The following is a 23,270-nucleotide window of genomic DNA, read 5'->3' on the forward strand; positions in this document are numbered from 1 at the left end:
TGCCATGGAACTGGAAACCCGTGAATACACTGCACAGACAGGCCGCATAATCAAGGCGGCCCAGAGCGGCCGGTTACGATTGGCTGTGGAAACGACCAGTAGATTTTGCAGAACCCTTTAGCGGGTAGAGATAATTTCGCTCCAGACAGCATGGTCCCACCTTTATGGACCGGTCATGCCGGCATCGTATCTCCGGGGGCTGTCGGGTCCGCACACCATGGCCTCTGTCGGATGGCTGATCTAGCCGAAGCCGGCTGCGCCTCGATCGGCTGGCCGCAACGGCGTTCCGGAACTTTCTTCCCCTGCCGGCTGCGCCGTCATTCCTCGCGGGACAAGAAAGTTCCGGCCCTGCCGTCCTCCGCTGCGCTGCGGCCCCTGTGGGGTGCTCTGCCGCTCGCCTCCGGCTGGTCGATCGCCATCGAGGCCACGGTGGTCGCGGCCCGATAACAGCATGGAGATACGACAATGGCTAACATCGGTTCCTTCAAGAAGGTGGGCGAAGGCTTCGAAGGCGAAATCGTCACCCTGGCCCTGCAGGCCCGCAACGTCCGCCTGGTGGCCGAAACCAACCGTCCCAACGACAACGCCCCCAACTACCGCGTCTATCTGGGCAGGATTGAACTCGGTGCGGCCTGGACCCGCCGCTCCAGCGAAGGGCGCACCTATCTGAGCCTGAAGCTGGATGATCCTTCCTTCGCCGCCCCGATCTTCGCCAACCTGTTCACCGACGAGGACGGCGAGGGCTACTCCCTCATCTGGACCCGGCCGCGCAGCCGGAACGGGGACTGAACCTCCCACGACCAACCCCGCCCGGTCTCTCCGGGCGGGGCCTTCCGGGCTTTCTGGTGCGCTCTTCCAGGGTGCGGGCGGCAGCGCTGGTCGCCCGACGTGAGACGCAGGAAGAATACGAGGCTTTCCCTCAGCCTTCCCATTGTACCATGCGCGAGGGCGCACCGCGTCAAGGACGCGCGGTCCCCCCAATTTTGCCCGACGCACCCTTCGGGCGCACCGAACAAAATCGGCTCCCCCACGCGCCGGCAAGCCGGTCGCCTGACGGCGATCCCTGACCCGGTCCGTCCCGGCATGAGCCGTCCGTCCTGTCTTCGAGAAACGAAAGGAGCAGGACGATGACCACGCTACACGACCACATCCAGATGCTGCGCGCCGAACTGACCAGCTTTCACCTCAGCCGTCGCGAGCGCCGACAGATCGAGCAAGAACTCAAAGAAGCGCTTGCCCGACGCGATGCCGAGCCCCCCGCCTGACGGGGGGCTTTTTTCTGGTCAGCCCGTCGGTCTTGTCCGACAGGACTGGAGCCGCCTGAATGGTGCGTGGACGCCGATTCCTTTTTCCCATCGTCCGGAAAGAACGACGTTGAATATTCACAATGCGACTATTATAGTCGTATTTCTGGTGTGCAGGCCTTGCGTGTCGGATGTGATCGCGGATGATCACTGGCCGACAGGTAAGGGCGGCACGGGCACTTCTGAACTGGACACAGGAAAGGCTCGCTGAAAAGGCCCTCGTAGCATTGACCGCGCTCAAGCGCCTTGAATCCGAACGCGGTCTGGGCGTTCATGAGGGCACGATCGATCAGGTCCGTCGTGCGCTGGAAACGGCAGGCATTCTGTTCATCGAGTCCGGACAGGGACGCGGCGTCATGCTTCTTAACGAGACTTCCGATATCCAGACGCGGCAGGGTAGGGGGCGTGGCCGGGTGGAATCGTCCTGATCCGCTCCGTTCATGTCATTTTTTCCCCCTTGGGCGCGCTGATTTCTGGCGGGGCATGCGAGCCGGGCCGGTCAGTAATCCCGATCTTTGTTATCGAACCGATCTGGCAGCGGTATCATGAGGACGTGCCATGGCCGACCCGTCTTTCCTCGACCATCCCCCGCTCACCGAACGGGTGAACGTCTACGACGAAGCGCATCTCGGGCTTTACCTACGCCTTCTGGTCGCGGACGAGGAAGGGGCGGACTGGCGCGAGGTCGTTGCCGTGCTGTTCGAAATTGATCCGGTTCGTGAACCGGTGCGCGCGAAGGCTGTTCATGACAGGCATCTGGCACGGGCGCGCTGGATGACCGAAGCAGGTTTCCAGCATCTGCTGCAACCGCGCCTGCAATAGCCGGGCTTCGCCCCGGCTCGTGCATCCGCCCTGCGCTTCTCTCCCCGATAAAAAATCAGGGTCTATGCATTCACGCTCCCAATCTGGCTGATGGAAGCTCCCCCTTTCGCCGCATGGGGGACAGGCAGGGAGGCCCGCATGCCGACATCCTTCTGGCGTTCACCGGAACTGCGCGACCATATCAGCCGTCTGGACCGCTCCGGTTTCGCCGTCGAATTTCTCCGTCGTAACACCACCTATCGCTGCGATTATGCCCGTCTGCAACGGCGGATCGGCCGTCGGGGCGTGGATTCCGCCGCCGAGTGCGCGGCGTTCGTCCGGCGCTGGGGGCTCTGCTTTTGTCCATGCGCCCGATGAACCCGCCCCTCAGGGGCGCATGGTCTGGCGGTCCGAGGTTTCACCGGCCACGCTGATCCTCACACCCGCGCCATCGGATTTCGCCATCGTGACCCCGATCGATCCGGTGGTGCTCGGAACCATCCTGGCCCGTCATGATGCGGAAGACGACACATGGCTGGTGATCGGCGATGCGACAGGCAATCTCTACCTTCGGATTCTGAGCCCTCTGGCCATCGGTAGACCCGCCGTGCTCCTGCCGATGGATGACGCCGCCGAACTGCGTCTCGACGTGGCGCTGCGTTTCTTTCGCAGGCAGCGCGGCCAGCGCGTTGGCCTGCTTCCGCGCGCCCTCCAACTCACCCCGCTGCAACGCACGCGACAGATGCTGCTCCTGCTCGCCTTCGATATTCACGAAGCGGGCGGTACCACCCGAGATATCGCGATTGCGGTCAATCGTTCATGGCAGGCTGCTTTACCGGCGGTGGAATGGCGCAACACGGCGGCGCGTCGCCATGCGGAGCGCCTGCTTCTTGACGCCCGAAACCGGGTCAGCGGCGGCTATCTGGATTTTTTACGCGGGCGATAACATAGCCGGTTTCTGCTCCTTCGCGCTGCGTTTTCCCATCTGGCCAACGCTGCCCTATGCCCGGCTGCGCCCGGCATCTCCGGCATACGCTCCGACGGGCGGGGGTGGACACTAACCTCGAAAAATCTTCGTCCACCCCCAACGCCTGCTTTCTCCGCCACCGTCATCCCGATCCGCCGCACCATCCCCGCGGCGCTTCGAGACCAGATGGAGGCGTACCATGTTCGATCGACACGCGCCGTCACCGGCGCGCTACCTGCGCACACATCAGGCCGCGCAGATCCTTGGCCTTTCTCCCCGCACGCTGGAAAAATACCGCTGCCATGGCAGTGGCCCGACCTTCCGCAAGCTTGGCGGTCGTGTCGTCTACCTGATCGACGACCTCGACGCCTGGGCCACCGCCAGCGCCTGCCGGTCCACCTCTGATCCGAATTACGACGAGGCCCGCTCTGCCGGCCTTGATCGCCGGTGAGGGGAGGATGGACATGCAGGCCCGCCACACCCTCACGGCCAGCGAGCGCAGCAGGCTCCTGCCATTCGTTGTCTCCAGCGGCGAGATGAGTCCGCGCGACCAGCGCGATCTGATGGAGCGACCGTTTTTCTCCCTGTCCAAAACGAAGCGCACGACGCCAATCCTCTACGCGGCAGGGGATACGCGCGTTGAGGTGTTCGGGATGCCCGAGCACGGCATGGCGACGATCTGGGACGCTGACGTGCTGATCTGGGCTGCCAGCCAGATTGTCGAGGCGGAAAATCTCGGTCTGACCACCTCGCGCTTTCTGCGTTTCACCCCCTACCAGTTGCTCACCGGTATTGGCCGACAGACCGGGGCGCGGGATTATGGGCTGCTCAGGGCGGCACTTGCCCGGCTCCAGTCCACCGTAGTCGCCACCACGATCCGCAACGGCCAGAACTGGCGACGGCAGCAGTTTTCTTGGATTACCGAGTGGGAAATCTGCGCCAGCCGAAACGGTCGCGCCATTGGTGTCGAGATCGTCATTCCGGAATGGCTCTATCGTGGCGTGATCGACCGTTCGCTGGTGCTGGCCATCGACCCGGCCTATTTCCGGCTGACCGGCGGCATTGAGCGCTGGCTCTACCGTGTCGCCCGCAAACATGCTGGTCGCCAACGTACCGGCTGGACTTTCGAGATCGGGCATCTGCACCAGAAATCCGGCAGCCTGATGCGTCCCTCGGACTTTGCCATCCAGATCCGGCGTGCCGCCGTCAGCCAGCCCTTGCCAGGCTATCGCCTGAACATTGAACGTGCCGGCGTGGGCGAGTTACTGCGCATCCTGCCAACTGATTTATCCACACACCCTGTGGATAACTATGTGAATGGTATCGGGACATCACACGCATCCACTATCGGGACATCACACGCAGGACTATCGGGACTTCACACGCACAAACCCCAGCTAAGTCTTTGGCCTGAAACGGCGATTCCGGCCCTTAACTTATCTAACTTAGAATCTAACTCTTATGTTGATGGGAAGCGCCGTTCTGCGGATAACCCCTCTTGCCCGTCCATTGCCCCCTTCAAGGGGCCGGGAGACGGGCCATGACCCGGCACTCTCCCATCTCCCATCGGCATCCGGCGGCACTGACACATGTCGAACTGACCTGGATCGATAGGCGCATCGAACACTGGCTGCGCTTCGGGCATTGCAGTGACGAGCAGATACTCGATGACCGCCGCCGCATTTCCAGCTTTGCGCCAGGAAGTGTTTTCGCCTTCGTGCGCTGGGCGTCCAATGACCTCGGTATCACCGTCTCCCGGCTGGATATCGTGCGCGCGGTCAGGGCTGGCGAAGTGTTCCAGACTTTGCCGTTCGTGCGTCCTGGCGGCGAAATCCTCCTGCGTGTGGATAGCTGGCCAAGGGTCGAACATGTGCTCCAGGCGGTCGATGCCATTGAGGCGCTGGGTCTCGATCCGGCGGACGCGGCGCCCGAATACTGGCGGCATCTGCACCATCGCATCACTGCCGGACATGAGCCCCGTGCCTATACGCGCGAGCAGCATTCAGCATGGCTCAAGCGGCGGCAGGTGACGTCATGACCCGGCGTGGCTGGTTCTTTGCGACCTATTTCGCCGTGCTCGGTGTGGGCGCGTCAATGGTCGTTCATCCTGCGCCACGCCTGATCTGGAACGAGACGGCGAGCGTGCCCGTCGGGTTGTACCGATTGCACCCGGTTCCCGCGCCACATGTCGGTGATCTGGTCGCTGTCCGCTTGGCCGAGCGCGAGGCGATGCTGCTGGCAACGCGCGGCTATCTCCCTCTCGGTGTGCCCCTGCTCAAACCCGTAGCGGCTATCTCAGGGCAGTCCGTGTGCCGTATCGGGCAGCGCGTAACCATCGACGGGCAATTCGCTGGTGACGCGCAATCCCTCGATCACCGGGGCCGTCCATTACCCGTCTGGCAGGGGTGCCAGTACCTCGCTGCGGGCCAGGTCTTCGTCATGAACCCGGTCGAGCCACGTAGTCTCGACAGTCGGTATTTCGGTGCGCTGCCCCTCTCTACCGTCATCGGACGTGCAACCCCGGTCTGGCTTCCGTCCGGGAGCAGGCAGCCTGTCACCGTGATTTCCAATCCGTCCTCGAAAGGGCAATGAGATGGCACAAATTGGTCTTTTCACGCGCACGAAAACCGGTTTTGCCGGGCGCATCCGCACCCTCACCGTGGCGCAGGATATCCTTCTCGTTCCGGCCGAGTTTTCCGACGCCGAACATGCCCCGGATTACCGCATCCATCTCACCGATGCCGATGGCCCGGAGGTTGGTGCTGGCTGGAAACGCACCGGCGAGAGGGCTGGTGAATACATCGCCGTAGCCCTCGACGACCCCGCCTTTGCACAACCGATCCGTGCCAATCTCTTCCGTGCCGGCGGGGAGCGTGCGGTCTGGGTGCTGAACTGGACGCGTCCGTCACGGCGTGTCGAACGCGGGGAATGAGACGATGCGACGCATCTTCTTCCTCGCTGTCGGTGTCATTGCAACCGGCGTATCGGGCGCACCTGACCTGTCATGGGCGGCATCGGTTCCAGCGCCCGCTGACACCGATCCTTATGGTGCGGTGATCGCTGAAGCCGTGCAGCGCTTCGACATTCCCGCCACATGGATACGGGCCGTCATGAGCGCTGAGAGCGGTGGTGATATTGGCGCGATTTCATCGAAAGGCGCGCTCGGCCTCATGCAGATCATGCCCGCGACCTGGAGCGACCTTCGTACCCGTTACGGGCTGGGAAGCGATCCGTTCGATGTGCATGACAACATCCTCGCGGGCGCTGCGTTCCTGCGCGAGATGCACGATCGTTACGGCTCGCCGGGTTTCCTGGCAGCCTATAACGCCGGGCCGGGGCGCTATGAGGACTACCGTGATCGGCAACGTCCGCTGCCACCCGAAACGCGCGCCTATGTCGCCGGGTTGCTGCCCCTGATCGGTCAGGGCGTTGCAGATCTATTGATGTCGGTTTCGCGTCCCGACCCGCTGTTCTGGACTCATGCGCCGATTTTCACCGTGCAGTCAGACGATGCGGGGCAGGGCGTTCCGGTTGCAATGAAGCTGCCGTCGCATGGTGTTCGAAGTGACATTATCGCGCATGGTCTCGCGCCTGTCAGGCCGCTTTCCGGTGGGTTGTTCGGTGTCTCTTCCGCATCGGGAGCAATGCCATGAATGCGCGCCTTGCGGCTCTCGCTTCTATCGGTTTTTCACGGTTCATGGGTAGTGCCCAGGCCAAGGGACATCATAGCGGGGTGGGTGCTGGCAGGGGAGAATGGGCGCTCTGGGGCAGGTGGAATGAGAGGCGAGATAAAAGGGCGCACATTGCGCCTCGGTTGGGGTGTCGGTTTTCCTGCGTTTTTTCGTTCTTTCAGCAATGTTTCCTCTTCTTTGGCAATGTTTGCCGACCCTGTTTTCCTTTGTTGCACCAGCCTTTTTCGCACATTGGAGGGTCCAATGGCCCGCGAGAATGACTTCCGGCCCCGTCTGGGTCGCATCCGCTCGCCGCGCGCCCAGCGGCTCAAGCCCTTCGTCGCCCAGGCCCTTGCTTCGGCCCAGCGTGCCGGTGGCGGCGGGTTCCGCTCGGGCCGCAACGGCAGTGGTTCCCGTTCGTCCTTCGGGCGTGGCCGCATCGCGGCAGCCAGGGCCAATCGCCTGCTGACCAGCCGAGCCCGCCGCGTGACCGTCAAGGCCCGTGTCGTACGCCATAGCGGGCGCAAGGCGCCGCTCGCCGCCCATCTGCGTTACCTGCGCCGGGAAGGGGTCACGAAGGACGGTGAGAAGGCACGGCTCTTTGGTCCCGGCATCGACGATGCCGACCCGAAGGCGTTCGCCGAACGCTGCGAGGACGACCGTCACCATTTCCGTTTCATCGTCTCGCCCGAGGACGCGCCCGACATGGCCGACCTCAAGGGCTATGCCCGCGAACTGGTCGGGCAGATGGAAAAAGACCTCGGCACGAAGCTGGACTGGGTGGGGGTGGATCACTGGAACACCCAGCACCCCCATGTCCATATCCTCGTGCGCGGCGTGGCCGAGGATGGCAGCGATCTCGTCATCTCCCGCGACTATATCAAGGAGGGCCTGCGCGCCCGCGCCCAGGATCTGGTGACGCAGGAACTCGGGCTACGCAATGATGTCGAAATTCACCGCGCACTCGAACGCCAGGTCGATGCCGAGCGCTGGACCCAGCTTGACCGGCAACTGGCCCGCGACGGGCGCCGCGACGGCATCATCGACATGGCGCCAGCGCCGGATCGGCAGCCTGATCCATTCGAGGCCCTGAAGGTCGGCCGCCTGCGCCGCCTGGAGGGGCTTGGTCTCGCCCATCAGGTCGGACAGGGACAATGGATGCTGGATGAGTCCGCTGAGGCGACGCTGCGCGAACTTGGAGAGCGCGGCGACATCATCAAGCGCATACACCGCTCGCTGACCGAGCACGGGATCGAGCGGAGCACGTCGAGCTACGTCCTGGCGGGTGAAAGCCTCGACGTCGCCGTTATCGGCAGGCTGGTCGATCGCGGGCTGGACGATGAACTGAAAGGCACGGCCTATGCCGTCATCGACGGGGTGGATGGCCGCACGCATCATATCCGCTTTCCCGATCTCGATGCGACCGGTGATGGTAGTATGGGGGCGGTCGTGGAGCTTCGTGCCTTCGATGACAGGAAGGGGCAGAGTCGTGTTGCGCTGGCTGTTCGTTCCGACCTTTCGATCGAGGATCAGGTAACGGCGCGAGGGGCGACCTGGCTCGACCGGCAGGCGGTGGGGCGCGACCCTGTTGCATTGGGGCAGGCGGGCTTCGGCGCCGAGGTGCGTGAGGCGATGGAGCGCCGCACGGAGCAACTCATTGAGCAGGGTCTTGCCGAACGTCAGACGCAGCGGGTGGTTCTGGCGCGCAACCTGATCGGGACGCTCAGGGACCGCGAGGTCCGGGAAGTCGGAGAGCGGCTGGCCGTCGAGACGGGACGGACGTTCAGCCAGTCGGCTTCAGGTGAGTATGTGACGGGCACCTATCGTCAGCGCATGGTGCTGGCTTCGGGTCGCTATGCGATGATCGATGACGGGCTTCAGTTCCAGCTCGTGCCGTGGACGCCATCGCTGGAGAAGCAGCGAGGCCAGCATGTGTCCGGGGTTACGCGCGGTGATGGCGGGATTGACTGGAGCTTTACCCGTAATCGGGGGCTTGGTTTATGAGTGGCGCGCAAGTTAGTCCGGTTGAGGTTCCCACGGATTGAGCAGGGGGACGCCGCATGGCAGGAAATCCACGATGTTGCGGGTCACGACCGTCTTGCCATGCACCAGCGCGGTCGCGGCGATGAGCGCATCACGCTCTGAGCGGGGGTTAGGCACATGCAATCGGGCGCAGCGCAGGGCCACCGATGCATCGACGGGTAAAATCCGCCCCTCGAACGCCGGAAGGACATACCGATCCAGCCACGTCCGCAGGATCATACCCGTCGTTTCGTCCCGCCGCTCCATACGCAGGATTCCGGTCTCCAGTTCCATGACGGTTATGGCGGAGAGGTACAGACTTTCCGCGTCGACACTATCGGCCCATTTCGCGACGTTCGGATCGGACTTTCCGGCGCGGACCTTTCTCAATTCTGAAACGACGTTCGTGTCCAGCAGGAACATCAAGAAAAATCGGCCGATCGAAGCGTGATATTCGCGCGGGGTGGGTCGAACTCGATATCTGCCAGTCCCGGCATCGCCAGCGCGTCCGCGATTTTTCGTGGGTGGTTCGTCAATCGCCGGTATTCCTCAATGCTGAGGAGGACGTGGGCAGTCCTGCCCCTGTCGGTGATGAACACCGGTCCATCGGCTGCCGCCTTTTTGGCTCGGCTGGTATCCTGGTTAAACTCGCGGCTTGAAAGTGTGGTGATGCTCATGTCATCGCCTCCCTGTCATAATGTAGTCACGTTACTACATTTGGGGCGGGGAGGCCAGTAAATTCAATGCTCGTCCGTTTGGGCCATGCATAGGTATCCTGCCATGCGGGCCGCCAGCCCGGCGCAGATGCTGGCAGAAAAGGGAAATATAGGTTAAATTTGTGGTCGCATTTTCTCTCGATTAAAAACAAAACGGAAAAGTAATTAACACTGTGAATGTGATGGAAAAAATACCTACCAGCATTATTGGGTTGTTAAGTCAGATTTTCCCTGACCGTTATACTCAGGCTGAAATAGATGCGTTGTTTCTATTCTCGGGTGCTCCAGAGCCAATCCCAGACGGAAGCAAGGCGACGAAAGTTCAGGCATGGCTGAGACAGATTAATTCAAGGTGCAATGAACCGCTGAAAATTCTCGGCTCCATATTAGATGATTTTTTGGAAAAACAGTCACCTGGGAATACGTTCTGGCTGAATTCCACTGATGACCATGTTGCGAAGCTGGCGGCAGAAAAAGATCGTATCCGCGAGACCCTGACACGCGAAGGGCTGACATATGTTCGGGGTGGCAATATCGTTAAAGGAGGTGCCGTATCGACCCTATCGCTTGATGAGAGCGTCAAGAAATATGGACTCAAATCTGTTAATATCGAGATTCAGAGGGCACTTTCGCAGATCGAACAAGATCCGCATGCTGCAGCCCAATATGCCGGGAATGTTCTTGAGGCTGTGCTTAAGGCGTATCTTGATCACAAACGAAAGGCCTATAATACAACTGATACGCTTGCAGAACTCTGGAAATCGGCAGCAGACGTGATCGGGCTGAGGCCAGCCGATTGGGATAATAAAGACCTCAAGAGGATTGCATCAGGTTTGTACGGTATCGTTGATGGCATTGCACATCTGCGTAATGCCAAAAGCAGTGCGCATGGGAGATCGGAAGAACAGTTTCAGAACATTACAATCAAGCCGCGTCATGCAAGGCTTGCAATACATTCGGCACATACGGTGTGCGCATACGTCTTGGAGCTTTTTGAGTAATCCCAAGGATCACACGAATTTTGTGTCGAGTAAGGAAAAACGGTCTTCCTGTATATGCTATGTGGTCGGAATAATAGCGAAACACGGTGACGGGTTAAAGGTTGAAGAACTTGTTGCTCAGAAAGCCCAGTTGTTCATGCAATTCTTTCATTGCGTCGATCACGCCGTCAAGTATCTGCTGATCTTCTTCGACGTTTCCGCTAGTAACTGCCGTCTTGGCATCCTGTTGTGCATGAGACGCTGGGGTATGAATAACTTGCCTTGCCAAGTCTCGACTCCTTAATGCAGATCGTGCGCGTATTCTGAGAGAATTCGAGAGCCTGCCGCACCCTGCAAGTATTTTTTCGCTCCTGAACGACCGGGCACGATCGGGGCAACAAGCTGCTTGCTTCCGATAAAATGACGGCTGTCCGCTGTTTCTCCTATGGATCGGAGAGCGCAGATGGAACAGCCCGGAACACGTATTCAATGGGGACAGGTCGCGGTGGTCCTGTCCATGATCGTCCTGTCCTGGTGGACTGCAACCGAATGGACAGCATGGGAACTGGCCTTTCAACCTGAACTCGGGCGGCCCTGGTTCGTGCTGTTTCACCGTTGGCCGGTCTATGCCCCACCGCTGTTCTTCTGGTGGTGGTATGTCTTCGATGCCTATGCCCCGGCTGTGTTCGCACGCGGCGCCTGGATCGCTGGATCTGGCGGCGTGCTGGCCTTTGCCGCTGCCGTCGCATTGTCTGTCCATCGCGCCCGCGAGGCAAAGAAGATCGAGACCTACGGATCGGCGCGCTGGGCAGGGTCGGATGAAATCGCCCAGGCCGGGCTGCTTGACCCGGATGGGGTGGTGCTTGGCCGGTACGGCAAGGCCTACCTGCGGCATGACGGGCCGGAGCATGTCCTGACCTTCGCACCGACCCGCAGCGGCAAGGGTGTCGGCATGGTCATTCCTACGCTTCTGACCTGGCCGGGTTCCGCCATCGTCCACGACATCAAGGGCGAGAACTGGGAACTGACGGCGGGATTCCGTGCCCGTTTCGGTCGCGTCGTGCTGTTCGACCCCACCAATGCGGCCTCCGCTGCCTACAACCCGTTACTGGAAATCCGGCGTGGGGAGCGGGAAGTCCGCGATGCCCAGAACGTCGCCGATATCCTCGTGGACCCGGAAGGCAGTCTGGAGAAGCGCAACCACTGGGAGAAGACTTCGCACTCCCTGCTGGTCGGCGCCATCCTGCATGTGCTCTACGCCGAGCCCGACAAGACGCTGGCCGGTGTCGCCAGTTTTCTGTCGGACCCGAAACGCCCGATCGCCACAACGCTGTCAGCGATGATGCGGACAAACCATCTCGGGAAGAAAGGACCGCACCCCGTCGTTGCCTCGGCTGCGCGCGAATTGCTGAACAAGTCTCCCAACGAGCGGTCAGGCGTGCTGTCCACCGCCATGTCCTTTCTCGGCCTCTATCGCGATCCCGTGGTTGCGGAGGTGACGCGGCGCTGCGAATGGCGGATATCCGACATAGTTGATGGTGATCGCCCGGTGACGCTCTATCTGACCGTGCCGCCATCGGACATCAGCCGGACCAAGCCGCTGATTCGGCTGGTGCTGAACCAGATTGGCCGTCGATTGACGGAAGATCTTGATGCGGCGGCACAGCGGCGGCGGCTCCTGCTGATGCTCGACGAATTCCCCGCCCTCGGGCGACTGGATTTCTTTGAATCGGCGCTGGCCTTCATGGCGGGCTACCGGATCAAAAGCTTCCTGATCGCCCAGTCCCTCAACCAGATCGAACGGGCTTATGGGCCGAACAATTCGATCCTCGACAACTGCCATGTCCGGGTGAGCTTCGCCACCAACGATGAACGGACCGCGAAACGTGTCTCGGACGCGCTTGGGACCGCAACCGAGATGAAGGCGATGAAGAATTACGCGGGCCACCGTCTTTCGCCATGGCTTGGGCACCTGATGGTTTCGCGCTCGGAGACCGCGCGCCCGCTGCTGACGGCTGGCGAGATCATGCAGCTTTCGCCAGCGGACGAGATCGTCATGGTCTCCGGGCTGTATCCGATCCGCGCCAAGAAGGCCCGCTATTTCGAGGACTCCCGCTTTCAGGAGCGTATTCTGCCGCCGCCGAAGCCTACACGTCCGACGGAGGAATGTCCGGACGACTGGAGCAGCCACCCCATCCCGCCCGGACCACCCGCGCCAGACGCGGCGACTGAAATGCCAACGATGGACGATGAGGAAGAAGATCCGAACCAGTCCGCCCGACGCCGTCAGCCGGAACTGGGCGAAGGCACTGTCGAAAAGAAAGAGCCGATGCAGAACGAGTTCACGCCCGATCCGGTCGATGAATTCGACGACATCGCACCCCGCAACAACCGGATGAACGATCTCATGCGTGGCGTCGCCCGGCAGGCATCGCTCGACCGTGGCGATGAACTTGGACTGTGAGGCAGCTATGGCGATGCCGAAAAAGAAAGCTCAGATCTCCGTCTATCTCGACCCCGAGGTGATGAAGACTCTGTCCGCCTATGCAGCGCGACGCGCACAGCCGATGTCGCTGATCGTCGAGGCCGCTGTCGCCTCCTTCCTTTCGCCCGATGGGGAGGAGCGCCGCGAGGCTGCCACATCGAAGCGCCTCGACCGTCAGGACCGGCGCCTCGCGCGTCTGGAGCGTGATATTGGCATCACGGTGGAGACCCTGGCGCTGTTCATCCGCTTCTGGCTGACCACGACCCCGCCGCTGCCCGAACCGGCGGCGAAGGCGGCGCGCGCGCAGGCCGGGGCACGTTACGATAATTTTGTCGCAGCCCTCGGCCGCAGGCTGGCCCAGGGACCGAGACTCCAGCAGGAAATTCCGGAGGATGTTTTGGACCCCGGCGCACCGGATGAACCGGAGGCATAAAATCCGCACCTCGCAAGTATTTTTGCCCTGCGTTTTGCTGTCGTCCTACGACGCCTGAATTCCTGTTGAAACGCGCTGTTTCCAGCCTTTCTTAATGGTCCCTGTCGCTGTTCGTCCGTCGCGTTCGGCCCATACGGGGGAAGGTCATGTCGGTTTCCGTCATCCATGAAGGGGCCAGGGTGCGCGGCACGTCCATGCTGCGCACGGCGATGGGACCGGAGATTGCCAGGCACCTCGCTGATCCTACCGTGGTCGAGGTCATGCTCAATCCCGATGGGCGGCTCTGGATCGACCGTCTGTCCGAGGGGCTGGGCGATACCGGCGACAGGGTTACACCGGCCGATGCCGAGCGCATCGTGCGTCTCGTAGCCCACCATGTCGGGGCTGAGGTGCATGAGGCAGCACCCCGTGTCTCGGCCGAGTTGCCAACCGGCGAACGGTTCGAAGGATTGCTGCCGCCCGTTGTGACCGCCCCGAGTTTCGCCATCCGCAAGCCCGCCGTGGCCGTGTTCACCCTCAACGATTATGTTGAGGCCGGGGTCATGACCGATGCCCAGGCGGATTTTCTGTGGCATGCGGTCTCGGAACGGAAAAACATCCTGGTTGCTGGCGGGACATCCACCGGCAAGACCACGCTGGTCAATGCCCTGCTGGCCGAGGTGGCCAAAACCGGTGATCGCATCGTGCTGATTGAGGACACGCGCGAACTGCAATGCACGGCGCCCAATCTCATCGCCCTGCGGACCCGTGAAGGCGTGATTACCCTTTCGGACCTTGTCCGGTCCGGTCTACGTCTGCGTCCTGACCGTATTCCCATCGGTGAGGTGCGCGGGGCCGAAGCCCTCGATCTGGTCAAGGCATGGGGCACCGGCCATCCGGGTGGCATCGGCACCCTGCACGCCGGATCGGTGCTGGCTGCTCTGTATCGGTTGGAACAACTCATCCAGGAGGCGGTGGTCACGGTGCCGCGCGCCATGATCGCCGAAACCATCGATGTGATCGCGGTCCTGTCCGGGCGCGGCAATTCCCGCCGCCTGTCCGAACTGGCGGAAATTGACGGTCTCGATCCCACGACCGGAACCTATCGCATCCGTCCGGTCAGCCTCTCTTCTCCCGAAACACCATTCTCTGCCAATGGAGAATCATCATGATGCCGCCTTCACGTCTGCGCGCCGTGGTGCGCGCTGTCGCACGTCCTGACCGGCATGTGCCGGATCTGCGTGTGTTTGGAACCTCCATGCTGCTGTCGCTTGCTTTCGCGTCATCGGCATGGGCGTCAGGATCCAGCATGCCGTGGGAAACGCCCCTGAACGAGATTCTGGAATCCGTGCAGGGACCGGTGGCGAAAATCATCTCGGTGATCATCATCACGGTCACGGGTCTGACCCTGGCCTTCGGGGAAACATCCGGCGGGTTCCGCCGCCTGATCCAGATTGTCTTTGGACTAAGCATCGCTTTTGCAGCGTCCAGCTTCTTCCTGTCGTTCTTCTCCTTCTCGGGCGGAGCGCTAATCTGATGGCGGGATATGACGATGACGCGGTGCCGGGCTTCCATGTCCCGGTGCATCGCTCGCTGACCGACCCGATCCTGCTGGGTGGCGCGCCCCGTGCTGTCGCCATCGCTAATGGCACGCTGGCGGCTGCGATCGCCCTTGGCCTGCGGCTGTGGCTGATCGGGGCCGCATTCTGGATCGTCGGCCATGGGCTCGCGGTCTGGGGTGCCAGGCGCGATCCTTTCTTCATCGAGGTGGGGCGGCGGCATCTGCGCTATCCCGCCTGGTTGCGGGTCTAAGGAGGGCAGGGCGATGATGTCGCTTGGCGAATATCGCAGTCGTGCCGCCCTCCTGTCTGATTTCCTGCCCTGGGCCGCGCTCGTTGAGAAAGGTGTAGTGCTGAACAAGGACGGCAGTTTCCAGCGCACGGCAAAAATTCGTGGCCCTGATCTGGACAGTGCGACACCAGCGGAACTGGTCGGTGTGACCGGTAGGTTGAACAATGCCCTGCGTCGCCTTGGCTCCGGCTGGGCGGTGTTCGTGGAGGCGCAGCGCGTTCCCGCCACGCTTTATCCCGACAGCGATTTTCCCGATGCGGCTAGTCAGATGGTCGATCTGGAGCGCCGGGAGCAGTTCGAGGACGACGGCGCGCATTTCGAGAGCCGGTATTTCCTGACCCTGGTCTGGCTGCCACCGGCGGAATCATCGGGCCGAGCCGAGCATTTTCTCTATGAAGGCAGGGAACGGGACGGCCCCGATCCGCACGGCATATTGAATTCCTTCATTGATCGTAGTGATCGTCTTCTCGCTTTACTCGATGGTTTCATGCCCGAAGCAACGTGGCTGGATGACGGCGAAACCCTGACCTATTTGCATTCGACCATTTCAACCCGGAACCAGCGCGTCAGAGTGTCGGAAATTCCGATGCATCTTGATGCGCTCCTGGTGGACCAGCCGCTGGCGGGTGGTCTGGAGCCGAAACTCGGCGATGCTTTCCTCAAGACGCTGACGATCACCGGTTTCCCCAGCCGCACCTTTCCCGGAATTCTGGACGATCTGAACCGGCTGGCGATGCCGTATCGCTGGTCTACCCGTGCCATCCTGCTCGACAAGACCGACGCCACCAAGGTTCTGACGAAGATCCGGCGGCAATGGTTTGCAAAGCGCAAGAGCATTGCAGCCATCGTCCGGGAGGTGATGACCAATGAGGCTTCGGTCCTCGTGGACAACGACGCCGCCAACAAGGCGGCCGACGCCGATCTGGCTTTGCAGTCCCTTGGTGCTGACGATGTCGGGCAGGCCTATATCACCGCGACCGTCACGGTCTGGGATGGGTCAGCCTCCATCGCGGACGAAAAGCTTCGTCTGGTCGAAAAGATCATTCAGGGCCGCGACTTCACCTGCATGGTGGAAAGCCTGAACGCGGTGGAAGCGTGGCTGGGGAGTCTGCCCGGCCATGTCTACGCCAATGTGCGTCAGCCCCCGGTCTCGACCCTGAATCTGGCGCATATGATTCCGCTCTCTGCCGTGTGGGCCGGGCCGGAGCAGGACGGGCATTTCAGGGCAGCCCCTCTGTTCTACGGCAGGACGGCGGGTGCCACACCGTTCCGGTTCAGCCTTCACGTCGGCGATGTGGGGCATATGCTGATCGCGGGACCGACAGGCGCGGGCAAATCTGTCCTGCTGGCGTTGATGGCGTTGCAGTTCCGTCGCTATGCGGGATCGCAGATTTTCGCCTTCGATTTTGGCGGGTCGATGCGGGCGGCAACGCTGGCGATGGGCGGTGACTGGCACGATCTCGGCGGTGGGCTGACAGACGCTGATCTGTCGGGAGAACAGGGTGGCAGTGTCTCGCTCCAGCCTCTGGCGCGAATTGATGATCCCGACGAACGGAAATGGGCCAGCGAATGGCTCGGCCAGATCCTTGTCGGTGAAGGGGTAACGCTGACCCCGGAGGTGAAGTCTCACCTTTGGTCGGCCCTGAATTCCCTAGCGTCTTCGCCCGATTATGAACGCACGATCTCAGGTCTGGTCGCACTCCTCCAGTCCAACGCTCTGAAGCAGGCCCTGACGCCATACTGCCTGGGTGGCCCTTATGGTCGCCTGCTCGACGCGGATGTCGAGCGTCTGGGCGATGCCGATGTGGTGGTGTTCGAGACGGAGGGGCTGATCGGTTCTGGCGCAGCCTCTTCCGTGCTGTCCTATCTGTTCCATCGCATTGAGGGCCATCTGGATGGCCGGCCGACCCTGCTGGTGATCGACGAGGGCTGGCTGGTGCTGGATGACGGCGATTTTGCCGGCCAGCTCCGGGAATGGCTGAAAACGCTGCGCAAGAAGAACGCCAGCGTCATCTTCGCCACGCAGTCCCTGTCGGATATTGCCAATTCCCGCATTGCCCCGGCGGTGGTGGAAAGCTGTCCGACGCGCATTTTCCTGCCCAATGAGCGGGCGATCGAGCCGCAGATCATGGCGCTTTATCGGGACTTCGGCCTGAACGACCGGCAGATTGCCATCATCGCCCGTGCGGCCTCGAAGCGGGAGTATTACTGCCAGACGCAACGGGGCAACCGGTTGTTTGAACTTGGGCTTGGTCCTGTTGCCCTGGCGCTGTGCGCGGCCTCCGGCAAGGACGATCACCGGCAGATCGACAGTGTGCTGGCGGAACACGGACGTGGTGGCTTTCTGCCTGCCTGGTTCGACGTGCGTGGCGTGTCATGGGCTGCGGACCTTCTGCGGGAAGGGGACGTGTCATGAGGCAGGTGATCTTTTTCTGCGGTGCAGCGGCCCTGTTGTCGATTGGCGTGCCGGAGGCCCGGGCACAATGGGCTGTGTATGATGGAGCCAACCATGTCCAGAATGTTCTCATCGCGGCACGGACCCTCCAGCAGATCGATAATCAGATCACCTCGCTGGCCAACCAGGCACAGATGCTGGTCAATCAGGGACGTAATCTGGCGAGCCTGCCGCTTTCGACATTGTCATCGTTGCAATCAACGATTTCCCAGACCACGGCACTGCTCGCGCAGGCGCAGAACATTGCCTACAGCGTCCAGTCCGTCGAGCAGCAATATCAGCAGTCCTATACGTCGGTCTCATCGGGCATGTCCGACAGCGCCCTGTTCAGCCAGGCGCAGACAAGGTGGCAGAATTCCGTAGGCGGCTTTGAAGATGCTCTGAAACTGCAGGCGCGTGTTGTGGGGAATATTCCTTCCGACAGCAGTGCCATGACCCAACTTGTTTCGGCCAGCCAGGATTCCACAGGTGCCCTGCAGGCGGCGCAGGCCGGCAATCAGCTTCTAGCACTTCAGTCGCGCCAGTTGTCCGACATCCTGGCCGAACTCGCCGCCAACGGGCGTGCCACGGCGCTGGAGCGGGCGCGAAATGCTGCCACCGAAGCCGAGAGCGAAGCTCAGTATCAGCATTTTTCCCAATATAATGCCTATAGCCCGACTTCGGTCTCCATGTTCGGCAGCAGCGGGAACTGACCGCCATGGCGATGGGCAATGTGGGCGTTATCGACACCTTCCTGAATACCTTCACCACCACCATCGACAGCGGCTTCGGTCTGGTGAAGGGGAATGTGATTTCACTGGCCGGAACACTGTCCGTGCTGGATATGGTGCTGGCTGGCCTGTTCTGGGCCTGGGATGCTGATGAGGACATCATCCAGCGGCTGGTGAAGAAGACGCTGTATATCGGCTTCTTTTCCTTTCTGATCAGCAATTTTTCCAGTCTGTCGAAGACCGTCTTTGACAGTTTTGCGGCCCTCGGCCTGAAGGTCGGAGGTGGGAGTCTGGCACTCGGAGACTTCCTGCGGCCCGGCCGACTGGCATCCACGGGCTTCGATGCGGCGCAGCCGCTCCTGGACTCTGTCCACAATCTGCTTGGTCCTGTCGCCTTCTTTACGAACTTCATCCAGATCTTCGTGCTCTGCCTGTCCTGGCTGATCGTGCTGGCGGCGTTCTTCATTCTGGCCGTGCAGCTTTTCGTGGCGCTGATCGAGTTCAAGCTGACCACGCTGGCGGGTTTCATTCTGATCCCGTTCGCCCTGTTCAATCGCACGGCTTTCCTTGCCGAGAAGGTGCTGGGCAATGTCGTCTCCTCGGGCGTGAAGATCATGGTGCTGGCGGTCATTTCCGCCATTGCGTCCGTTCTGTTCGCCCAGTTCACGACGTCCTATGGCAGTGACGTTCCCACGATCGGGCAGTCCGTCTCGGTGGTGCTGGCCTCGCTTGCAATTGTCGGCCTGTCCATTTTTGGCGGCAGCATCGCCAATGGCCTGATCTCCGGTGCGCCCCAGCTTGGGGCTGGCGCGGCCGTCGGCACGGGCATGGCGGTGGGTGCCATGGGCGCTGCTGCTGCGGCCGGTGTCGGGGCTGTCGCATCCGGTGGTGCCGCAGCCCTCGGCGCCACGGCTGCCGCCGCGCGGGGCGGGGCCGCGATCGCCGGGGCCGCCACCTCCGCCTATTCGGCTGGTGCTGCTGGCGCATCAGGTGGTGCGGGCAGCATGGCCGCCGGGATCGGAGGTATGGGCCGGGCCGTCGGCGGGAACGTCGCGAATGCCGTCAAAGGGGCGGCCTCACGTGCCGGTTCATCGCTCAAGGAAAGCTATGCCGCCGGTGGACGCTGGGCCGCGCGCGGGATGGGGGAGGGAGGCGAAGGCGGCGAAGGCGGAGCCGGGGATAGTGGACCGGCACCTTCTGGAGGCGGTGGCCCGGCTGGAGGAGGTGATGGCGGTGGAAACGGCGGTCCTTCTGGTGGCGGTTCCGGCGAACCGCCCCGCTGGGCGCAAAAGATGAAGCGCCGCAATGCCGCAGCCCATGCCGCCGAGGCGGCGCATGTCATCCGCTCCGCCGATGGCGGGGGCGGAAGTTCCAGCATTGATCTTTCGGAAAAGGAATGAGGACGATGTTCCGTCGCTCCACCACACGCTACGGGACCACACCCGAGCCTGTCACCCCGTACCAGAAAGCCGCGCAGGCGTGGGATGAACGGATCGGTTCCGCCCGCATCCAGGCCCGTAACTGGCGGCTGATGGCGTTCGGCTCCCTGTTTCTGTCCGCGGGCCTTGGCGTAGGGCTGGTCTGGCAATCCGCGCGCGGCACCATCACGCCGTGGGTCGTGCAGGTGGACCGGCTGGGGCAGGCGCAGGTCGTGGCCCCCGCAACAGCGGGCTATATGCCCGCTGATCCGCAGATCGCCTGGTATCTGGCGCAGTTCGTTCACGACGTGCGCGCCCTGTCGTCGGACCCCGTTGTGGTCCGGCAGAACTGGCTGCGGTCCTATGATTTCACCACCACGTCAGGCGCGCAGACGCTCAACGATTATGCCCGTCTGAATGATCCGTTCTCGCGCATCGGGCATGAGCAGATCGAGGTGGACATCGCCTCGGTGATCCGGGCCTCGCCCGGCAGCTTCCGGGTCGCCTGGACCGAGCGTCATTACCGCGACGGCGCTTTCACCGGCACCGAGCGCTGGACCGCCATTGTGTCGGTCGTTCTGCGTACACCCCGCGACGCGGATCACCTTCGGAAAAACCCTCTGGGCATCTACGTCTCTGCCATCAACTGGTCGAAGGAGCTGAGCCAATGATCCGTCGTGCTCTTCGTGTCCTGCCGCTGCTGATCCTGCCCCTGGCCGGCTGCGCGCAGCATTACCATCCGCCGGTCATCCGCTATGATGACGCTGTTCAGGCGACACGTCTGCCGGATCCGCCGAAACCGGTACAGGTCGTCGAAGTCCCGCAGCCACTTCCCCTGCCGGGGCAGCTCAAGCCGCTGCCGTCGCGACGCACGGCCCATCCGGCCCCCGAGGCTGCCGACCCGACAGCGCGTGTGACACAGGCCAATCTGGCAGCGCGCATCCAGCCCACGCGAGCCGGGTTCATCAACGCGGTGCAGGTCTATCCTTATTCTCCGGGTGCCCTCTATCAGGTCTATGCATCGCCCGGCGAAATCACCGACATCATGCTCCAGCCAGGCGAGAAGCTGGTCGGCACCGGACCCGTGGCGGCAGGTGACACCGTACGTTGGATCATCGGTGATACCGAAAGCGGGGCAGGGGCGACGAAGCGTATCCATATCCTGGTCAAGCCGACCCGGCCGGACCTGACCACCAACCTGATCGTTAACACCGACCGGCGGACCTATCTGGCGGAACTGCGTGCCACCCCCGCCACCTATATGGCGTCGGTGTCGTGGGATTACCCCGAGGACGACCTGATCGCCTTGCACCGGCAGGACAGCGCCGCCGATGATGCCAGCCCACTGGATACAGGGCTGGACCTGAACGCGCTGAATTTCCGCTATGCCATCCAGCCGGTGAAAGGCGGGACGCCGCCCTGGCTGCCTGGCCGGGCGTTCGATGACGGTCATAAGGTCTATATAGCCTTTCCATCAGGGATCGGGCAGGGGGAACTGCCCCCTCTGTTCGTGCTGGGGGCGGATGGCGGGCCGGAACTGGTGAATTACCGGGTGCGGCAGAACTGGATGATCGTGGACCGGCTGTTCGCTGCCGCCGAACTGCGGCTGGGCGACAAGCATTCCGAGCAACGGGTGCGCATTGTTCGAACCGATGGACGGAAGTCATGACCGGGCAATCACCGGCAGAGGGCGGGACGTCCTCGCCCCCACATCCATCACCACCGCCCGATCTGCGCCTGCGGGCCGATCGGCCGCGTGTCGTGCGGCTTTCTCGCACCGTGGTCTGGGCGCTCGGTGGGGGAGGGATGCTCGCCATTGGTCTGGCACTTGGCTACGCGCTGGAGAACAGCAGCCACAAAGCGCCACTGGCCGCCAGCCAGGACACGGATGTGCGTCCGTCCGCCGATGGGCTGGCGGGGCTGCCCTCAGACTATGTCGGCAGTGGCGTCCCGAAGCTCGGTCCCGCGCTGCCCGGCGATCTCGGGCACACTATCCTGAAAGCAGAGGAGCAGGGAAAAGTCGCATCCGGTGGGGAGGATCGCCGGGCAGCGCAGGAGGTGGAGGCGGCAATCGCCAGCAAATTGTTCGTGCAGACAGGGGAGCGTGACCGTGTCGGCACACAGGCGGCGGCGCCTGTATCGGGTGCCTCAACTTCTCCGGGACCAGCAGCCCCTGCGACCGACGCACAGTCTGGCAATCGCGCTTTTCTGGCGGGTCAGCCTGACCGCGCGACGCTCAGCCCCGATCGGATCGCGCCTCCTGCTTCGCCTTATATCCTTCAGGCAGGCACCGTGATCGCGGGTGCGCTAAACACGAAAATCAGCTCCGACCTGCCGGGCCAGATTACCGGCCATGTGACACAGAACGTCTATGACAGCCCGACCGGCCGTTATCTGCTGATCCCGCAGGGCAGCACGCTGTTCGGAGCCTATAACAGCGGGATTTCCTTCGGGCAGCAGCGCACGCAGATCATCTGGACGCGACTGATCTATCCTAACGGCGAAAGCCTCGTTCTGGAAAAGCTGCCCGGTGGCGACGCCATCGGCCAGTCCGGCCTGTCCGACGAGGTGAATAATCACTGGGGTCAGCTCTTCAAAGCCGCCCTCGTAACCACGCTGCTCAGTGTGGGTTCGGAAGCTGGCACGTCGTGGAACGAAAACAATCTCATGCAGGCAATCCGCTCCGGCGCCAGCAACGGCTTCTCCATGGTCGGCAACCGCCTGATCGACCGCAGCCTCAACGTCCAGCCCACCCTGACCGACCGGCCGGGGCTGCCGTTCACCCTCATTCTGAATCGCGACCTGATCCTGAAACCCTGGCATGTAAAGGAACTGCCTCGATGACGAAGTTGCGTATCACCGAAATACCTGATGAAAAGCCGGTTCGTGTCACTGTGGACCTCCCGGCGGATCTCCATCGCGATCTCGTCGCCTACGCGGCGCTGGTCAACCAGAACGGCCAGCCCGTCGATCCGACCCGTCTCGTACCGCACATGATCCGTGGATTCATTGCATCTGATCGAGCTTTCGCGAAGCTTAGGCGTGCGCGAGTTAAGCAGATACTAAGCAGAGAAAGTTAGTCTATTCAATATTCTTCTTTCTCAAGAAAGAAAGTATTTTATGTACGACGGTCGACGAATTTCTATCACGCCATCCAATGCCGTAATCAAGATGTGAAAAACCGTCGCCGTCGCGCACTTCCAGCACAGTTACCTGCTCAAGGATCGTATCTGGAAAAAACGCGAGCCAGCCAGTCGGCATAAGCGTAATACCATGCCCGTTTATAACGAGAGCGATCGTCCGCAGACTTCTGATTTCTTCCCTACGCACTGTTGGCAGAAAGCCAGCAATGCTCGCTTTGCGTTTTAACAGTGTATGCATGTCCTCTCCTGTATCATCATCGCGGAAATCTCACAGAAGGGTTGTACATCGGGTTAGATTATGAAAAAGTCTGTTTTGCACAAAAGAAATTTTCGTA

Annotated in this window: 31 protein-coding genes; 27 read left to right on the forward strand and 4 right to left on the reverse strand. The window is 61.8% G+C overall.

The features are described 5' to 3' along the window. Positions 1 to 231 precede the first annotated feature (231 nt). The 14 genes from DV027_RS14705 to DV027_RS14770 all read left to right on the forward strand — a co-directional run bounded on the left by DV027_RS14705 (position 232) and on the right by DV027_RS14770 (position 8,747). Positions 232 to 447, forward strand: coding sequence for a hypothetical protein (locus DV027_RS14705; RefSeq protein ID WP_242621948.1), 216 nt, complete (start codon positions 232 to 234; stop codon positions 445 to 447). An 18-nt stretch (positions 448 to 465) separates the two neighbouring features. Next, positions 466 to 789: a DUF736 domain-containing protein gene (locus tag DV027_RS14710; RefSeq protein WP_007396851.1), complete on the forward strand. Its 324-nt coding sequence runs from the start codon at positions 466 to 468 to the stop codon at positions 787 to 789. Positions 790 to 1,127: 338 nt separating this feature from the next. Next, the gene (locus DV027_RS17665) at positions 1,128 to 1,265 is read left to right on the forward strand and encodes a hypothetical protein (protein ID WP_165399214.1); all 138 of its coding nucleotides are present in this window, start codon (positions 1,128 to 1,130) and stop codon (positions 1,263 to 1,265) included. A 182-nt stretch (positions 1,266 to 1,447) separates the two neighbouring features. Continuing rightward, on the forward strand, positions 1,448 to 1,732 hold the full coding sequence (locus tag DV027_RS14720) for a helix-turn-helix domain-containing protein (protein ID WP_130732736.1): 285 nt from the start codon (positions 1,448 to 1,450) through the stop codon (positions 1,730 to 1,732). A 130-nt stretch (positions 1,733 to 1,862) separates the two neighbouring features. Further along, positions 1,863 to 2,126 carry a DUF2285 domain-containing protein gene (locus tag DV027_RS14725; RefSeq protein WP_130732737.1) on the forward strand — a complete coding sequence of 88 codons (264 nt, stop codon included), beginning with the start codon at positions 1,863 to 1,865 and terminating at the stop codon, positions 2,124 to 2,126. Positions 2,127 to 2,264: 138 nt separating this feature from the next. Continuing rightward, entirely contained in the window at positions 2,265 to 2,483 is a 219-nt protein-coding gene (locus DV027_RS14730) for a transcriptional regulator domain-containing protein (RefSeq protein ID WP_130732738.1), read from the forward strand. A gap of 19 nt (positions 2,484 to 2,502) precedes the next feature. Further along, positions 2,503 to 3,051, forward strand: a complete 549-nt coding sequence (locus tag DV027_RS14735; RefSeq protein ID WP_242621949.1) for a DUF2285 domain-containing protein — start codon at positions 2,503 to 2,505, stop codon at positions 3,049 to 3,051. Between the two features lie 220 nt (positions 3,052 to 3,271). Continuing rightward, positions 3,272 to 3,523, forward strand: coding sequence for a helix-turn-helix transcriptional regulator (locus DV027_RS14740; protein ID WP_007397904.1), 252 nt, complete (start codon positions 3,272 to 3,274; stop codon positions 3,521 to 3,523). A 7-nt stretch (positions 3,524 to 3,530) separates the two neighbouring features. Beyond that, positions 3,531 to 4,616 (forward strand): replication initiator protein A, encoded by a 1,086-nt coding sequence (locus tag DV027_RS14745; protein WP_207303507.1) that lies wholly within the window; start codon positions 3,531 to 3,533, stop codon positions 4,614 to 4,616. After that, complete coding sequence (locus DV027_RS14750) at positions 4,613 to 5,110, forward strand: DUF2840 domain-containing protein (RefSeq protein WP_130732739.1); 498 nt, start codon at positions 4,613 to 4,615, stop codon at positions 5,108 to 5,110. Before DV027_RS14745 ends, DV027_RS14750 begins: the two co-directional genes overlap by 4 nt. After that, positions 5,107 to 5,664 (forward strand): S26 family signal peptidase, encoded by a 558-nt coding sequence (locus tag DV027_RS14755; RefSeq protein ID WP_130732740.1) that lies wholly within the window; start codon positions 5,107 to 5,109, stop codon positions 5,662 to 5,664. The genes DV027_RS14750 and DV027_RS14755 overlap by 4 nt, the downstream gene beginning before the upstream one ends. 1 nt (position 5,665) lies before the next feature. After that, positions 5,666 to 6,004, forward strand: coding sequence for a DUF736 domain-containing protein (locus DV027_RS14760; RefSeq protein ID WP_039733991.1), 339 nt, complete (start codon positions 5,666 to 5,668; stop codon positions 6,002 to 6,004). A 4-nt stretch (positions 6,005 to 6,008) separates the two neighbouring features. Further along, the gene (locus DV027_RS14765; RefSeq protein ID WP_130732741.1) at positions 6,009 to 6,725 is read left to right on the forward strand and encodes a lytic transglycosylase domain-containing protein; all 717 of its coding nucleotides are present in this window, start codon (positions 6,009 to 6,011) and stop codon (positions 6,723 to 6,725) included. 282 nt (positions 6,726 to 7,007) lie between these two features. Next, complete coding sequence (locus DV027_RS14770; RefSeq protein WP_130732742.1) at positions 7,008 to 8,747, forward strand: relaxase/mobilization nuclease domain-containing protein; 1,740 nt, start codon at positions 7,008 to 7,010, stop codon at positions 8,745 to 8,747. 12 nt (positions 8,748 to 8,759) lie between these two features. Here DV027_RS14770 and DV027_RS14775 read toward each other — a convergent pair whose 3' ends face one another. Together DV027_RS14775 and DV027_RS14780 are read right to left on the reverse strand one after the other, a co-directional pair. Beyond that, the gene (locus DV027_RS14775; protein ID WP_078527173.1) at positions 8,760 to 9,188 is read right to left on the reverse strand and encodes a type II toxin-antitoxin system VapC family toxin; all 429 of its coding nucleotides are present in this window, start codon (positions 9,186 to 9,188) and stop codon (positions 8,760 to 8,762) included. Beyond that, positions 9,188 to 9,442, reverse strand: a complete 255-nt coding sequence (locus DV027_RS14780; protein WP_078527175.1) for a type II toxin-antitoxin system Phd/YefM family antitoxin — start codon at positions 9,440 to 9,442, stop codon at positions 9,188 to 9,190. Before DV027_RS14780 ends, DV027_RS14775 begins: the two co-directional genes overlap by 1 nt. A 221-nt stretch (positions 9,443 to 9,663) precedes the next feature. On the opposite strand from DV027_RS14780, the gene DV027_RS14785 reads away from it, so the two are divergent. After that, positions 9,664 to 10,482 (forward strand): abortive infection family protein, encoded by an 819-nt coding sequence (locus DV027_RS14785; RefSeq protein ID WP_207303508.1) that lies wholly within the window; start codon positions 9,664 to 9,666, stop codon positions 10,480 to 10,482. A gap of 94 nt (positions 10,483 to 10,576) precedes the next feature. Here the strand turns inward: DV027_RS14785 and DV027_RS17670 are convergent, their stop codons facing one another. After that, a complete protein-coding gene (locus DV027_RS17670; protein ID WP_165399215.1) occupies positions 10,577 to 10,750 on the reverse strand; it encodes a hypothetical protein in 174 nt (57 codons plus the stop codon). Positions 10,751 to 10,924: 174 nt separating this feature from the next. Here DV027_RS17670 and DV027_RS14790 point away from each other — a divergent pair, with 174 nt between their 5' ends. From DV027_RS14790 to DV027_RS14845, 12 genes are all read left to right on the forward strand, one after another. Beyond that, on the forward strand, positions 10,925 to 12,925 hold the full coding sequence (locus DV027_RS14790) for a conjugal transfer protein TraG (protein ID WP_165399216.1): 2,001 nt from the start codon (positions 10,925 to 10,927) through the stop codon (positions 12,923 to 12,925). 7 nt (positions 12,926 to 12,932) lie between these two features. Beyond that, the gene (locus tag DV027_RS14795; RefSeq protein ID WP_130732745.1) at positions 12,933 to 13,379 is read left to right on the forward strand and encodes a CopG family transcriptional regulator; all 447 of its coding nucleotides are present in this window, start codon (positions 12,933 to 12,935) and stop codon (positions 13,377 to 13,379) included. Positions 13,380 to 13,573: 194 nt separating this feature from the next. Then, entirely contained in the window at positions 13,574 to 14,530 is a 957-nt protein-coding gene (gene trbB, locus DV027_RS14800; RefSeq protein WP_130732754.1) for a P-type conjugative transfer ATPase TrbB, read from the forward strand. After that, positions 14,527 to 14,895, forward strand: a complete 369-nt coding sequence (locus DV027_RS14805; RefSeq protein WP_078527181.1) for a TrbC/VirB2 family type IV secretion system protein — start codon at positions 14,527 to 14,529, stop codon at positions 14,893 to 14,895. The genes trbB and DV027_RS14805 overlap by 4 nt, the downstream gene beginning before the upstream one ends. Further along, positions 14,895 to 15,170 (forward strand): VirB3 family type IV secretion system protein, encoded by a 276-nt coding sequence (locus DV027_RS14810; protein ID WP_078527183.1) that lies wholly within the window; start codon positions 14,895 to 14,897, stop codon positions 15,168 to 15,170. The genes DV027_RS14805 and DV027_RS14810 overlap by 1 nt, the downstream gene beginning before the upstream one ends. Before the next feature lie 13 nt (positions 15,171 to 15,183). Further along, on the forward strand, positions 15,184 to 17,625 hold the full coding sequence (trbE, locus tag DV027_RS14815; RefSeq protein ID WP_130732746.1) for a conjugal transfer protein TrbE: 2,442 nt from the start codon (positions 15,184 to 15,186) through the stop codon (positions 17,623 to 17,625). Further along, positions 17,622 to 18,356, forward strand: coding sequence for a P-type conjugative transfer protein TrbJ (trbJ, locus tag DV027_RS14820; RefSeq protein WP_078527187.1), 735 nt, complete (start codon positions 17,622 to 17,624; stop codon positions 18,354 to 18,356). The genes trbE and trbJ overlap by 4 nt, the downstream gene beginning before the upstream one ends. A 5-nt stretch (positions 18,357 to 18,361) precedes the next feature. After that, complete coding sequence (gene trbL, locus DV027_RS14825; protein ID WP_130732747.1) at positions 18,362 to 19,774, forward strand: P-type conjugative transfer protein TrbL; 1,413 nt, start codon at positions 18,362 to 18,364, stop codon at positions 19,772 to 19,774. Between the two features lie 5 nt (positions 19,775 to 19,779). Further along, positions 19,780 to 20,463, forward strand: a complete 684-nt coding sequence (gene trbF / locus DV027_RS14830) for a conjugal transfer protein TrbF (RefSeq protein WP_078527191.1) — start codon at positions 19,780 to 19,782, stop codon at positions 20,461 to 20,463. Then, entirely contained in the window at positions 20,460 to 21,461 is a 1,002-nt protein-coding gene (trbG, locus tag DV027_RS14835) for a P-type conjugative transfer protein TrbG (RefSeq protein ID WP_130732748.1), read from the forward strand. The genes trbF and trbG overlap by 4 nt, the downstream gene beginning before the upstream one ends. Further along, the gene (locus DV027_RS14840; RefSeq protein ID WP_130732749.1) at positions 21,458 to 22,636 is read left to right on the forward strand and encodes a TraB/TrbI/VirB10 family type IV secretion system protein; all 1,179 of its coding nucleotides are present in this window, start codon (positions 21,458 to 21,460) and stop codon (positions 22,634 to 22,636) included. Before trbG ends, DV027_RS14840 begins: the two co-directional genes overlap by 4 nt. Continuing rightward, entirely contained in the window at positions 22,633 to 22,872 is a 240-nt protein-coding gene (locus DV027_RS14845) for a DUF2274 domain-containing protein (RefSeq protein ID WP_130732750.1), read from the forward strand. The genes DV027_RS14840 and DV027_RS14845 overlap by 4 nt, the downstream gene beginning before the upstream one ends. 1 nt (position 22,873) lies before the next feature. On the opposite strand, the gene DV027_RS14850 is transcribed toward DV027_RS14845, so the two are convergent. Next, complete coding sequence (locus DV027_RS14850; protein WP_130732751.1) at positions 22,874 to 23,173, reverse strand: type 2 periplasmic-binding domain-containing protein; 300 nt, start codon at positions 23,171 to 23,173, stop codon at positions 22,874 to 22,876. Positions 23,174 to 23,270 lie beyond the last annotated feature (97 nt).

It is taken from the genome of Komagataeibacter xylinus (assembly GCF_004302915.1).
Taxonomy (GTDB): domain Bacteria; phylum Pseudomonadota; class Alphaproteobacteria; order Acetobacterales; family Acetobacteraceae; genus Komagataeibacter; species Komagataeibacter xylinus_C.